Genomic DNA, 14,418 nt, shown 5'->3' with positions numbered 1-14,418 from the left:
CAGTTGTCGACAAAATGTCGACAACTGAATTTTTTCTTATATGTTATGCGCTTTTACACAATACCAATAGTCACTAGGATCGATTGCCAAAATTAGGCTCGTCAACAGTAGACTCAGCAGATACAGCTAACGCATCCGACTCGTCAAACTCAGAGCTGCTTGAAGAATAGTCATCACTACTAGCAACGCTGCCTTCAAGATCTGGGCCAGCAGCTACGCGAGCCACTTCTTCCATACCTTTGTTGTCACATATAACCATGCGAACATAGCCAACAACAAATCCAACAACAGCAGGGCAAACCCAAGCCATTCCAAATTCCGAGAACGGCAACCAGTTTTGAGCAACAATCAACATATCGTTCATATGCAATGCGTTGCGCAAAGCTGTTGGCAAACTATTCAAAAAGTCAAATACAGCTGCAACACCAGTAAAACCAAGTGTCCAAGCATACACGACCTTGGAATTTCCAAAAAGTCGACCACACAAAGCCAAAAGAATCAATACGATTGACAGTGGATACAAGAACATCAATACTGGAACCGCGTATTCGATGATTGCGCTCAATCCAAAGTTTGCAAGACCAAACGAAACAAGCGTAATCAATACAGCCCAAACACGGTAGCTAGGACCCTTAGGGAATAACTTAGAGAAGGTTTCCGAGCAGCTTACGATTAATCCAACCGCAGTCTTTAAGCAGGCAAGCGTTACTGTTGCAGCAAGCACGAATAAGCCAGCATTTCCAAGATGGTAGCGTGCAACTTGTGCCAAAGTTACGCCACCATTTTCCGCAGGTGGGAACAGAGCACGGCTACGCACACCAACAACAACAATCGCAACGTAAATCAAAGCCATTAGCAAGCAGCTAAAGAATCCAGAGCGAGCAGTATTTACTGCCACATCTTTAGGATCTTTTACACCAAACTGGCGAATGGTGCTAACAACCACAATTCCAAATGCCAAGCTAGCTAAAGCATCCATTGTGTTGTAGCCATCTAAGAATCCCGTAAAGAATGACTTATTAACGTAATTTCCCATAGGAGCAGCATCTGAAGAAGCACCGCTTATAGGGGAAAATAGTGCAGTAAATACCAAAACCGCTAGGAACACAAGGAAGATTGGCGTAAGAACTTTACCAACCCACGTTAGTATGCCGCTTGGTTTCATAGCAAAGAAGAACGCGAGCGCAAAGAACACTACAGAGAACAAGAACAAGTACAATTGCCCATTTCCGTCTTGCGGAATAATTCGCTCCAAGCCAACAGTGTATGAAGTTGTTGCGCATCGCGGAATTGCAAAGAACGGGCCAATTGTTAAATAAAGAACGCATGTAAAGAACATGCCGTATTTTTTACTAGCTTTGCTTGAAAGTTCAAAAAGACCGTTTGCGCGACTCATTGCAAGAGCCGTAACGCCTAACAATGGCAAACCAACGCCAGTAACAATAAAGCCTAATGCTGCAGGAGCAGAATTGTTTCCCGCGTTAGCACCAAGGAATACTGGGAAAATAAGGTTTCCAGCGCCAAAGAACATGCCAAACAACATGACCGCCACGTATGCGGATTCAATAATTGTCAAGTTCCTTTTTTTCGGGGCACTGTCTGTGCTGACACTTTGTGTTGTGACGCTCATGCTTACACCTCCTATATGGTGAAAATTGTTTAAGCATATTATTTAACGCATTGAATAACAAAACTGAAACCGAAAAATAATATTAGGGGGTATATTAATAAATCGCATGTACTTAATAGACAAAAATTTGCAATTTCGCGCGTGTCTCCTAATCAAAATAAAAGGACGCCAACATAAAAGCTAGCGTCCTAAATAAAAAGCAAATGCGCAATAATAGCAAATGCGCTAAATCACATCTTGTCTGGAGCAGAAACACCAAGCAAATCAAGGCCAGAGGCGATTACTGTGCGCACAGCAGCGTTAAGCTTAAGTCGAGCTGCAGCACGTGCTGGCTCTGGGCACTTTGCAATGCGAATAGCCTCACGCTCTGCCTCTGGCAAGCGATTTTCTGGGTCGCTCAACTCCATTGGCACTACGCGCTCAAGGTTGTACCACTTGTGGTAGCTTGCGGCCAAATCCTCAAGATAATGCGCAACGCGGTGCGGAGCGCGCAAATCGCCAGCTTGCGCCAGAGCCGCAGGCCATTGCGCCAAAGCAGCCAACACTTCGCCGTCTGCCTCAGTATTAAGCAAGCTTAAATCGGCTCCATCTGCACTAATTCCAGCGTCTGCCGCGTTACGAGCCACATTGCAACTGCGCGCGTGAGCATATTGCACATAGTACACAGGATTATCGTTGCTGTGGGAAGCAAGCAAATCCAAATCAATATCAACGCTTGTGTTGTAATCTGTGCGAGCAAGAGAGTAGCGCGAAGCGTCAACGCCAATTGCATCAACTAAATCGTCAATCGTAATAACGTTTCCAGCGCGCTTGCTCATGCGCACAGGCTTGCCATCCTTCATAACATTTACCATCTGGCCAATAAGAATCTGCATGTTTTCGCCTGGCTTATCTCCAAAAGCCGCGCACATTGCCATCATTCTGCCAATATAGCCGTGATGATCCGCGCCAAGCATGTAGATTGCTACGTCTGCAGGATTCTGTTCGCGATGACGTTTGTTACGATAGTACGCAATATCTGCAGCAAAGTAAGCGTAATTGCCGTCAGACTTAATAATTACGCGATCTTTATCGTCGCCATGCTTAGTGGATTCAAACCAAGTTGCGCCATCTTTTTCAAAAATATCTCCACGCTCACGCAAGTCCGAAATAGCGCGCTCAACTTCGCCATCTTCATACAGGCTGTTTTCGTGGAACCACACGTCAAAACCAACACGAAAATCACGCATTGACTTGCGAATTTCCGCAAACATCATTGGCACTGCGCGCTTGCGGAACTCTTCTCGCTGCTCGGAATCACCTTCGCCAAGTGGCAAACCTTCTTCATCTTTTCCAAGATCAATTCGTGGCAAAGAAAGAACGTCAACGCCGTCCGCATTCGCTTCTTTTATAACAGCGTCCGCAATTTCGTTAATATACGCGCCTTTGTAGCCGTCTGCAGGCGTTTCTTCGCCGTGAGCTGCAGCAACTAAAGACTTTGCAAAACGGTTGATTTGCTCACCGTGATCGTTGAAGTAGTATTCGCGCACAACTTTTGCGCCGTTCGCTTCCAAAACTCGAGCCATAGAATCGCCAACTGCTGCCCAGCGTGTGCCACCAATGTGGATTGGGCCAGTTGGATTTGCGGAAACAAACTCAAGATTCAAAGTTTTGCCGCTCAAATGCGTATTCTTGCCAAAATCAGCACCCTGATTTAAGACCTCGTCTACAACTGCCGCTGCAGACGCGGAATCAAGCGTTATGTTAATAAAGCCAGGGCCTGCAACTTCTACGAGCGAAATACCTTCTGCTTCTTGCAAACGCTCGGCAAAAAGTTCAGCTAAATCGTGAGGCTTCATACCAGCTTTTTTAGCGAGCTGCATAGCAACGTTCGTTGCCCAATCGCCGTGCGCGCGATCTTTTGGCCTCATAACTGCAAGTTTTTCGGCAGCAGGAATCAAATCTTCTGTTAGATTGCCAGCTTTACCACTTGCTACTAAATCTTTAGCAATTTTTTCGATTAATTCACTTAAGCTTTCTGGATTCATGGTTTACAGTCTAGCGTTACCGCGCGATGCTTAGTTATTAAATACAAAAAAGCGCTGGGGTCGAAGGTTGACTTCCAGCGCTTTTGTTTTGCGATTAACTATTTGCAATTACTGGCAATTACTTCTTTTTTGCAGGAGCTTCACCGAGTTCGCTTTGAGCAACAGAAACGTTTACATTAGCTGCATCAGATTCCGCAGATTCAGATTCAGATTCAGAATCAGAATCAGAAGAATCTCCAGCATCCGCAGCCTTAACAGCGTTAAGCTTTACTTCTCCAGTAACGCGTCCCGCTTCCGCAACGTCTCCCAAAGTCTCCTCAACAGCCTTATAAGCGTTTTGCGCTACATTCAAAGTAACTTGCAAAATAGGAGTCTTCATAGAAACTTTTGCCTCAGACTTAATCTTGCGCAAAGTAGCCAAAGCCTCGCCCGCGTAAGCCAAAGTGTCTGCAGAAACACCGTTTGCAGCAGCCTCATACGCCTTAGCGCATGGCCAGCTTGCGCGATGCACAGAACCTTCGCCATCATGCATCCAGCTCCACACTTCTTCCGTAGCGTAAGGCAAGTAAGGAGCAAGCAAGCGAGCCAAAGCGTCGAGTGCAAGACCAAGAGTTGTGCGAGCAGACTTTACAGCAGATTCACTTGGAGTGCGTCCAGTGGATTCCGCAGTTCCATAAGCACGATTCTTTGCAAGCTCAATGTAATCGTCGCAGAATTCCCAGAAGAAGGTTTCGATTGCTTCCAAAGCCTTAGAATGCTCATAAGATTCAAGCGCATCAGTTGCTGTACGAATAACGGATGCAAGCTTTGCCATAACAGAGCGATCCAAAACTTCCGTAACATCTGCAAAATCCCAATCCGCGCTGGCAGACTCAAGAACCTGATGTTCCTCATCTTCGCGACCAATCGCGAGCGCAAACTTAGTAGCGTTCAAAAGCTTAATCGCAAGGCGACGGCCAATCTTCATCTGACCTTCGTCGTAAGTTGCATCCAAACCAAGCTTTGCAGAAGTTGCCCAGTAACGCACAGCATCCGCACCAAACTCTTCGATTGGCTTATTTGGCACAACAACGTTGCCCTTAGATTTAGACATCTTCTTGTGGTCTGGGTCTAGAATCCAGCCAGAAAGCGCAGCATGCTTCCAAGGCAAGCAGCCGTTTTCAAGATGCGCGCGATCAACCGTACTAAACAGCCAAGTACGAATAATATCCTGGCCTTGTGGACGCAAATCCATTGGGAAAGTAGCCTTAAACAAAGCTTGATTTTCCTCACCTGGCTCTTCCCAACGAGTCACAATTTGTGGAGTTAAGGAAGATGTAGCCCAAGTATCCATAATGTCTTGCTCAGCAGTAAAGCCGTTTGGCTGATCTCGCTGAGATTCGTCGAATCCTTCTGGCACGTCAATAGTTGGGTCGATTGGCAAACGGTCTTCGCTAGGAGTCAAAGGATGCGCGTAATCCACTTCCCCATTTTCGTTTACTGGATACCAAAGTGGGAATGGTACACCAAAGAAGCGTTGGCGAGAAATAAGCCAGTCGCCATTCAAGCCATGAACCCAATTCTCGTAGCGCACGCGCATAAAGTCTGGGTGGAAGTTAAGCTCCTTGCCGCGCTCAATAAGCTCAGCGTTCAACTTTTCGTCCGTGCCGCCGTTCTTTAAGTACCATTGACGAGAAGTGACGATTTCCAAAGGTTTATCGCCCTTTTCGTAGAAGTTCGTCATACGCTTTGTTGGCTTTGGATCGCCTTCCATATCTCCAGCTGCTTGCAAAGCTTCAACAACTTCCTTGCGAGCAGAGAACGTGGTTTTGCCGGCAATTTTCTCGAACATTTCGCGACCGGATTCATCCGTAATCCAATCAGGAGTAGTCATTACAATGCGGCCGTTTCGCTGAATGATTGGTCGAGTTGGCAAACTCAAATCGCGCCACCACTCAACGTCTGTTACATCACCAAAAGTGCAGCACATTGCAATGCCAGCACCCTTGTCCATTTGAGCTGCAGGATGCGCCAAAATCGGCACTTTCACCTTAAACAGCGGCGAGTAAACTTCTTTGCCAAAGTACTTCTTGTAACGCTCATCGTCTGGGTGTGCAATCAAAGACGTGCAAGCAGCAAGCAATTCTGGGCGCGTAGTCTCAATATAAATTGGCGTACCATCTTCAAAGCGGAAAGCAATCTTATGATAGAAACCAGGGTATTCGCGCGCTTCAAGCTCTGCCTGGGCAACTGCAGTCTGGAATGTAACATCCCACAAGCCTGGAGCATCCTTTTGGTAGGCTTCTCCGCGAGCAAGATTGCGCAAGAATGCTTTTTGCGCAACTCTGCGAGGCTGCTCGCCAATCGTGTGATAAGTTTGCGACCAGTCTACAGAAAGACCGAGCCTGCGCCACAATGCTTCAAAAAGCTTCTCATCTTGAGAAGTCAAGCGCTCGCAAAGCTCAATAAAGTTTTGCCTGCTTACAGGAACCTGATCTTTTGCCTCAATTTTCTTGCCTTCTGTGCCTTCAAATGGAGGCTTAAAATCAGAATCATATTTAAGCGAAGTATCTACGCGCACGCCGTAATAGTTTTGCACGCGGCGCTCTGTTGGCAAGCCGTTATCGTCCCAACCCATTGGGTAGAACACGTCAAAGCCTTGCATGCGCTTATATCGCGCAATCACATCCGTATGCGTGTAAGAAAATACGTGACCAACGTGCAAGTGGCCACTAACTGTTGGAGGCGGCGTATCGATTGAATACACGGCCTTACGGTCGCGAGAATTGTGGAATTCGTAAGTCTTAGCTTCATCCCAATTACTACGCCATTTGTCTTCAAGACCATCAACACCAACCTTATTAGGCAATGGTGTTAAATGTGCGTGTTTTACTGTGTTATCCTGTTCACTCATGAACTGAATATTAGAAACTCACTGAGACATCGCACTATAACAGAGCACTAAGAACTCACTAAGCCAGCACTATTTAACAGTCACATCATGCAAAGGAAGCAGCTGATCGGTCATGTTAGTAGGGTATCCACTAACATTATTCTTTGCAACAACAACGCTATTCCTTGCGTACAACCATCCCGAAACCGCGTAATCGCACAATTCTTTAGCGTACTTTTTAATGTTTTCTTCGTACTCTTGCGGACTTGTAGACTTCATTGCGTCTGCAAAATACTTTTGCGAAGCGTGATCTTGGAACAAGTAGTTAGACTTAGTGTCTGCATACATTCCAGAATCCAAAGTGTGATTAGTCCAAGTAAGAGCTAAGTCGTATTTGCCTTCGCGTATTCGCTGATCGATTACACTTTGGTCTAATTCTTCTAGTTTTACTGGGAATCCACCTGCATAGCTTAAGTTTTTTGCCATTTGATCGCAAACACTAGCCATTCCAGTTGGAACAAGCATTGTGATTCCGCGCAAATATCCTGCAACAAAGTAGTGGTACATACCGTAAGCTTTTTGAACGTCGTGAGGATACGTATTACTAAAATCTTCATACCCAGGAGACATAGGGTCGATTGGGCCACCAACAAGCTGGCCTCCAAAAGGATCGGAAGCAAGGATAACATTTGGCTCAATCACGTGTCTTGCAGCTCTACGAATTTGCTGATCGCAGAACATAGATGACATTCCCGTGTTAAAAGCAAACATTCTTAATCTTGTGCTTTTTCCCTTTACCAGCTTAGTGTTTGGCATTGTAGCCATTCGCTTGTTTTCATTTCCGTCTAATGGAATTGCCATTTGCACGCTGCCATCTTTAACAGCGTTTGCTAAAGACGTGTCATCGTTAAAATACTTAAGCGTTATGCTTTGGCATCCAGCTTGTCCCGCCCAATAATTGTTGTTTCTAGCAAGAACGAGATCCCCACCCTTGTTATATCCCTTTACTGTAAACGGGCCCGTTCCAATAGCGTCGGAAGCGTAGTTAACAAAAATGTTTGTGTTGTAAACAATTCCAGCTCTTCCAGCTAATCGCCTTGGCAAAAGTGGGTCTGGAGTTTTAAGAGTTATGTTTAGAACGCTAGGCCCAGAGTTAGAAACGCTTGTTATGTTTGTTAGCTTTTCGTAGCCAGGATAATTCTTTGTAATGCCTTGCTGAAGCGATTTAAGAACGGAACTTGAGTCCATTGGGTCTCCGTTAGCAAACTTAATTCCGCTGCGGAGCCTAAATTTATAATTCAATCCATCGTTCGAAACGCTCCAAGATTGCGCAAGCCCTGGGTGTAAAACATTGTTTTCGTCTCGTTTTACAAGTGTTTCGTAAACGTTCTCCAAAAGTGCCTGTTGTAAGGAATCACTATCGTCTGTTCTAATATCTAGCGAAGCTGGAGCCGTGCGTAATCCTATTGTTAAAGTTGAACTTGTCGCTGGAAAGATGTTTGTAGGTATTAAAGATCTTCCGCCTATAAACCGCCATCCGCCCCAAATTATTGCAGATAGAATGCCGATTAAAACAATAAATACAACCCATGGTTTAGCGCTTCGTCTAGTTCTATGCGCATATCTTGCACTACGCACATGCGAAGCAGATGAGTATCTTTCAAATTCAGGCATGATTAAAAGTTTATATCACCGTTTGAATTTGATTGCCGAATTTATACACAAAATAGTCTAAAAATATCCTAAAAATATTCTAAAAAATTTACTAGACGCCATTAATCTTGTGCAAATTTATTTTCTACAATCTAACAGAAGGGCATAAAAACCTAAGAGGACAATCGCCACAGCGCGGGTTTCTAGCAGTGCAAAACATTCTTCCGTGCAAAATAAGACGATGCGAAAGATTCGTCCATTCTTCTGGCGCAAAACAAGCTGTGACTTCTCGCTCGATTTTCGCTGCATCTTTAGCCTTAGCGCTAGAGTCACTCACCCAGCCAAGTCTTGACGTAACGCGCATAACATGCGTATCTACTGGAAATCCTGGAATATTAAAAGCGTTTCCTAAAACAACGTTTGCTGTTTTTCTTCCTACGCCTGGCAACTTTGTAAGATCTGCCATATTATTTGGAACAACGCCATTAAAATCTTTAACAAGTTTTTGCGAAAGCTCAATAATATGTTGCGATTTTACTCTATAAAAGCCAAGCGAATGAATTATTTCTTGCACGTTGCATATTTGCGCTTTTGCTAAATCAACTGGCGTTGGGTATGCCTTAAAAAGCTTACGCGTAACAAGATTTACGCGCTTATCTGTTGTTTGCGCGCTAAGAACAGTTGCGATTAAAAGCTCAAATGGGTTCGTAAAATTTAGCGCACATTTTGGATTTGGGATTTCTTCGCATAAAATCCTGTATTCTTCGCGCATTTTGTTTTTATTTATCACATTTACCGCATTGATTTTATTTGTGTTATCTATTGTGTTATTTATTTTATTCGTGTTATTTGTAGCCAATATAAGCCTAGTCTAAATCGTTGGAAACGCTTGAATCCTTGTCACGCGAATCGCCAGAATCCTCGCGATTAGCGTTTTGTGCATAATCGTCATTTTCAACTTCGTCAACTTGAGCTTCTAATGGGTCGAAACGATATCCAACGTTTCTAACTGTTCCAATAACATGCTCATATTCAACGCCCAACTTTGCGCGAAGCCTACGAATATGAACGTCTACAGTTCGCGTTCCGCCATAGTAATCGTAGCCCCAAACCTCTTGAAGCAAATGTGCACGCGTAAAAACTCTACGAGGATGCTGAACAAAATACTTAAGCAGCTCAAATTCTTTATACGCTAAATCGATAGGCTTTCCGTGCAAGCTAACTGTGTAACTTTGCGTATCTACAACTAAGTCTCCAGAGCACATTTGACCGTTGCTGTTAACTTCAACGCTTGTGGAATCGGCAACAGTAGAGCCATGAGCAGAATCTGCAGATACAACTTTTTTAGCAGCTAAGCGCAATCTTCCTTCTACTTCTGCAGGAGAAGCGGTTGTTAACATAACGTCGTTAACGCCCCAAGATGGGTTTACAACTGTAAAACCGCCCTCTGTAAGAATTAGAATAATAGACATTGTTAAATTAGACGCGCGCACAAGAGAACACAGCGATTTTGCTAAAGATAAATCTTCTCTAGCATCAACAAGAAGAATTGTATCTTCGGGCATTTTAAGCATGCTAGAAGGTTCCATTGGCACTACGCGCACGCGATGCGAAAGAAGCGTTAACGATGGCAAAACTTTTGCAGGCGCGGCACAAGAGGTCATCAATGTAATATCCGTCATATTGACACCTCCATAGCGCATAGAATTGAATTAAAATTCAAAATCAAGCTGTTATAAAAAAGAATTGTAATCCATGCTTAAGAAGAATCAAAAAGCGCAAGTGTACGCTTGCATATAAAATGATGTAAATACATGATTAACAAATTAAATACACGGATTGAATACACAGATTGAATACTGCGTAAACGCGATAGGAGCGTACAATGAGCAACACTATTCAGCGCAACAAAATGTATGATCACATTACGATTGTTGTAACTCAATTTGTTGCTATAGTTCTTTTAGCATCTGCTGCAATGCTTCCATTTGCAACAACAAAAGCAGTTTTAACGGTTTGCATTCTTATTCTTCTTGCTTTAATAACTTTTTGGCCACTCAAAGGCTCCACAGCCGATAAAGCTATTCCTTTTCTTGCATCAGTAGCGTCTATGTGGTGCGCAACGTTGGCCTTAAAAGGATGGCTGCCAAGCAGCGTGATTGATGGCGAATCAGAAGTTAGTATTCACAAATTTGTTGCTGCTATTAGACCATACGAGCGATGGGCAGTAAACTTTGCGCTAATTCTTGTTGCAGCAACATTTGTTAGCTTTGCTAGACAAATGTTTAGAGAAGATAGGTCTAATCTTGTACGAAACCTATCTCATTGCCTTACTGCAAGTATTGCATGCGCAGCCTTGCCTGGATGGCTTTTCTTGCCGTCAATTATTAAATTCACTTTTTCTGTGCGCGTATTGGAACTTGGCGTGTTAGTGGCAATTCTTGGATTGTTTGTTGTGATTGTTTTGGCTGGCCTTTCTCACCTTTGGATTAAAGACGCGCAATACAATGCTGGAACAGTTTTTCCGCAAATTGGAACAGCTTTGATTCCAATTATGATGTGCGGAATGGTTGTTTACGGAGCTGGATTGGCAATGTTGCTTGTAGCATAAGCGATTAAAGTTAATGCTGGTTGTTTCACGCGTTGTTTCACGCAATATGTTTTATAGATAGCAATGTTTTATAGATAGCAATTACTTATTAAGATATTAAAGATATTAAAAAGTGTCTAACACATAAAATGCGTTAGACACTAATAGATACGTTGTTAAAACGTTCGGAAGCTTTGCGACTAATCGCAAGAACTACTTTTCGCTTTCTTCCAAACGCTTGCGAGCTGCAACGATTTCCTTCTCTGCTTGCTCAACTCCAGCCCAGAAGTCTCCAGGAAGAACTTCCTTGCCTGGCTCCAAAGCCTTGTATTGCTCAAAGAAGTGCTTGATTTCTGCCTTGTGATACTCGTTAACGTCATCAATATCTTTAATATCGTCAAAGCGAACATCTGCTGGCACGCACAAAACCTTGTCATCTCCGCCAGCTTCGTCAACCATGTGGTACAAACCAACAGCGCGGCATTCAACAACGCAACCAGGGAATACGGAATTTGGAATCATAACAAGAGCGTCAAGCGGATCGCCATCTTCGCCCAAAGTGCCATCAATGTAGCCGTAATCATCTGGATAGCCCATTGCAGTGAATAGAGTACGATCCAAAAATACGCGACCAGTTTCGTGATCAACTTCGTACTTATTCTTAGAGCCGCGTGGAATCTCTACCACAACGTTAAATGTTTCTGCCATTTTTACTCCTTAACGTAAAACTTAATGCTTAAGTACATTAGTACGTTTAAGCATTTGTTTATCAATCTAACGTTTGTACATCTAACTTAGACTGTTCAATCTAACTTTAGCGCGCAGCAAAGAGTATATAAAACACTACGCGCACGATAGCAATTCAGAACCAGTTAGATATACAGACTATATGCGGAATATATGCGAGACATATTTGTGTAATATATTTGCGACATGTGAAAAATAGTGCGCAATACGCTTTACGATATATGCACAAGCAAATCGAAGCAAAGCGCAATAATGCGCGATTTAGATAAACACAGAAAAATGGCGACTAACCAATGAGAAAAACACAAAGAAAAATATGAAAAATATTAATAAAAAATATTAATAAAAACAGTAAAACATTTGAAAAATATTTTAGCTCACATTAAAAAAACTCTCGTTAATTACGCAAAAATATGCTAAAAATCAAGGAAAACCTAAGACACGCTATAGGCGTCTTTAATGTCTTAATACATAGATAATATGACTACGTTTTGGCGCGATACTAATGGGAAAAATCGAACATAAACACTTGTAAAACTGAATACAAAACTGAATACAAAAACACAACAAACACAACAAACACGTATTAAGTTGTAGGCAAGATGACAGAATTGAACAACGCAACAAACGCTGCAAACAAACGCAACGCTGCAATAGACGGCATGCGCGCGATCGCAATTATTGGAATTGTAGCGTTCCACTTGCGTCCAATTGTATTCAACGGCGGCTTTTTAGGCGTAACAATGTTTCTTGTTATGGCAGGATACTTTAGCACCGTATCTTTGCTAAAAATGTTCAGCGAGAATAACAATAAAAATTCGCATTTAGATGGCAACCAAGAAAGCCAGAAGAAAAAATCAAAACTTATTGCCTACTTTAAGTACTTGCTTAAACGCATAAAACGAATATGGCCTTCTACGCTGGGCATTATTGCACTAAGCGCACCACTTATGTGGCTGTTTTCGCCAAGCCTTTTAACAAAGTTGCAATCAGATGCTCTAAGCGGAGCAACATTTAGCAGCAACATGGCGTATGTTTTGCGAAAAGTCTCGTATTTTGAGCAATCGGGGCTGCCTTCTCCTATTAAGCATTTGTGGTACTTAGGCCTTATTATGCAAATGTTTATTTGCTGGCCTATTATTCTATGCGCAATTCTTAAAATAGTTAAATCAAAGTTCGTGCGAATGCTTGTTACAGCAACGCTTGCGATTGTGTCTGCGCTTACAAACATTGCAATAACAATTCTTTATGGAGAAGGGCAAACCATTGCACGCGTGTACTACGCTTTAGATACACGCGCATGTGAATTCTTAATCGGCGCGATTCTAGCAATGTATTGCACGTGGTTTAGTGGAAAATCTGCTATAAAAATCATCTCAGACGCGTGCCGCTACATTGTTGGAAGCAAAAGCGAAAAAGAACAAATTGAAAACCAAGAAAACGATTCGCAAAATGGCAAAAACAAAGGCAGACAGCCAATTTTAGAATCCATTGTAGGATTTGCTGCACTAGCATTTATTTTATTCTGCTTTATTAAACAAGACGGACTAAAAACGTGGATTGTGTACGGCGGTTATGCACTTTTTGCAATAGTTTGCGCAATTTTAATGCACGCTTGCATGCTAAAAAACAACATTTGCGCAAAGATACTTGGCACTAGCGTGTTAAGCTACTTAGGCAAGAGATCTTTTGTGATTTATCTTGTTCATTTTCCTATACTCGAAGTCTTAAATCCTGCAACTAGAACAACGCATATAACGCTATTTGAGCAGATTTTGCAATGCGTGATTGTTGTTGCTGCAGGTGAAGTATTTTACAGAATTTTTGAAATGCCATTTGCAAGTAAATATATGACTTTTAGTGTTAACACAAAATCAGAGAATGCAAAAGATAATTCGATGGATGATTCAAAAGATAATCCTATAGATGATTCTATAGATGAAAATAAAAACCTTGATCTTTCTAGCGATACTTTAAGCGTTAAAAGCAAAAACATTCGACTTCCATTTGTTCTACGAAGAGTTGCAACTACTGTGTGCGCAATAGCGTGCATAGTACTAATTGCTGCGCCATTAAACTGGAACAGCATTGCGCAGGCGCGAGCAATACAATTAAGACCAGAACTAACGAGTCAAGAACAAAACAATAAAACTCATTCGCAAAATGGCAAGCAAAAGCCAGAGTCAGGCCAAAGCTCAAAGTCAAACAATAACTCAAACAACAAGACAAACACAAAGTCAAACAACAAATCAAATCAAAATCAAAAAAGAAAAGTGGGCGGAAAGCGCCAAAATATAACAAAACAAACGCTTCCAACAAAGCCAAGCGCGCATAGAGTTCTAAACCCAATCGCAGAAAAAGTGCCAGCAAACATAAACACAAAACCTTGGAAAATTGACTCAAAACAAGACGTTTGCACGGCAGACATAACAATGGTTGGAGACTCCGTAACCGAAGGCGCAAAACCGTACCTTATAAAAGCTCTACCAAACGCTTGGATTGACGGAAAAGTTAGCAGGCAGATTTTCCACGGAGCCGAAGACTACCAAAAAGACATAGCCGAAAAACACCCTGGAAGCGTTGTAATCTACGAACTTGGAACCAACGAGCCGCCTAGAGACGAGTCAGTTTTACAAAACATGGTGAATATTACTGGCGGAAAGCCCGTGTACTTTGTAACAACTCGCGTGCCTCAACCTTGGCAAGACGAGACGAACGCAAAATTGCGCGCATTTGCATCAAAGCGCAAGAACGTTGGAATCATTGACTGGAATGGCACGAGCGCAGGCCATAGCGAGTTTCTAACAGACGACGGAATACACTTAACGCCTATTGGCGGGCCACAATACGCACGAATGATACGACTAGCCGTGTGCGGCGGATGACTTGCGCATAGCAA

General features: G+C 42.9%; 9 protein-coding genes. 2 read left to right on the top strand and 7 right to left on the bottom strand.

Annotated elements, in window-relative coordinates; all coding sequences use genetic code 11:
* Positions 1 to 73 precede the first annotated feature (73 nt).
* The 6 genes from brnQ to NYP65_RS05030 form a co-directional block, all read right to left on the bottom strand.
* Positions 74 to 1,630 carry a branched-chain amino acid transport system II carrier protein gene (gene brnQ, locus NYP65_RS05055; protein ID WP_347343766.1) on the bottom strand — a complete coding sequence of 519 codons (1,557 nt, stop codon included), beginning with the start codon at positions 1,628 to 1,630 and terminating at the stop codon, positions 74 to 76.
* Positions 1,631 to 1,860: 230 nt separating this feature from the next.
* Complete coding sequence (gene argS, locus NYP65_RS05050) at positions 1,861 to 3,657, bottom strand: arginine--tRNA ligase (protein ID WP_427898086.1); 1,797 nt, start codon at positions 3,655 to 3,657, stop codon at positions 1,861 to 1,863.
* A 118-nt stretch (positions 3,658 to 3,775) separates the two neighbouring features.
* On the bottom strand, positions 3,776 to 6,550 hold the full coding sequence (valS, locus tag NYP65_RS05045) for a valine--tRNA ligase (RefSeq protein ID WP_473410714.1): 2,775 nt from the start codon (positions 6,548 to 6,550) through the stop codon (positions 3,776 to 3,778).
* Between the two features lie 69 nt (positions 6,551 to 6,619).
* Positions 6,620 to 8,203 (bottom strand): ABC transporter substrate-binding protein, encoded by a 1,584-nt coding sequence (locus NYP65_RS05040; RefSeq protein WP_473410713.1) that lies wholly within the window; start codon positions 8,201 to 8,203, stop codon positions 6,620 to 6,622.
* A 124-nt stretch (positions 8,204 to 8,327) separates the two neighbouring features.
* Positions 8,328 to 8,954 (bottom strand): endonuclease III, encoded by a 627-nt coding sequence (gene nth, locus NYP65_RS05035; RefSeq protein ID WP_128813805.1) that lies wholly within the window; start codon positions 8,952 to 8,954, stop codon positions 8,328 to 8,330.
* 94 nt (positions 8,955 to 9,048) lie between these two features.
* Positions 9,049 to 9,864: a winged helix-turn-helix domain-containing protein gene (locus tag NYP65_RS05030; RefSeq protein WP_473410712.1), complete on the bottom strand. Its 816-nt coding sequence runs from the start codon at positions 9,862 to 9,864 to the stop codon at positions 9,049 to 9,051.
* 203 nt (positions 9,865 to 10,067) lie between these two features.
* On the opposite strand from NYP65_RS05030, the gene NYP65_RS05025 reads away from it, so the two are divergent.
* On the top strand, positions 10,068 to 10,793 hold the full coding sequence (locus tag NYP65_RS05025) for a hypothetical protein (protein WP_020759198.1): 726 nt from the start codon (positions 10,068 to 10,070) through the stop codon (positions 10,791 to 10,793).
* A 192-nt stretch (positions 10,794 to 10,985) separates the two neighbouring features.
* Here the strand turns inward: NYP65_RS05025 and NYP65_RS05020 are convergent, their stop codons facing one another.
* Entirely contained in the window at positions 10,986 to 11,480 is a 495-nt protein-coding gene (locus tag NYP65_RS05020; RefSeq protein WP_004105658.1) for an inorganic diphosphatase, read from the bottom strand.
* A 641-nt stretch (positions 11,481 to 12,121) separates the two neighbouring features.
* On the opposite strand from NYP65_RS05020, the gene NYP65_RS05015 reads away from it, so the two are divergent.
* Positions 12,122 to 14,404: an acyltransferase family protein gene (locus tag NYP65_RS05015; RefSeq protein WP_473410711.1), complete on the top strand. Its 2,283-nt coding sequence runs from the start codon at positions 12,122 to 12,124 to the stop codon at positions 14,402 to 14,404.
* Positions 14,405 to 14,418 lie beyond the last annotated feature (14 nt).

Source organism: Gardnerella sp. c12Ub_1, assembly GCF_055804375.1.
The sequence above is the reverse complement of the archived record's forward strand: the minus strand, read 5'-3'. Positions and strand labels throughout refer to the sequence as shown.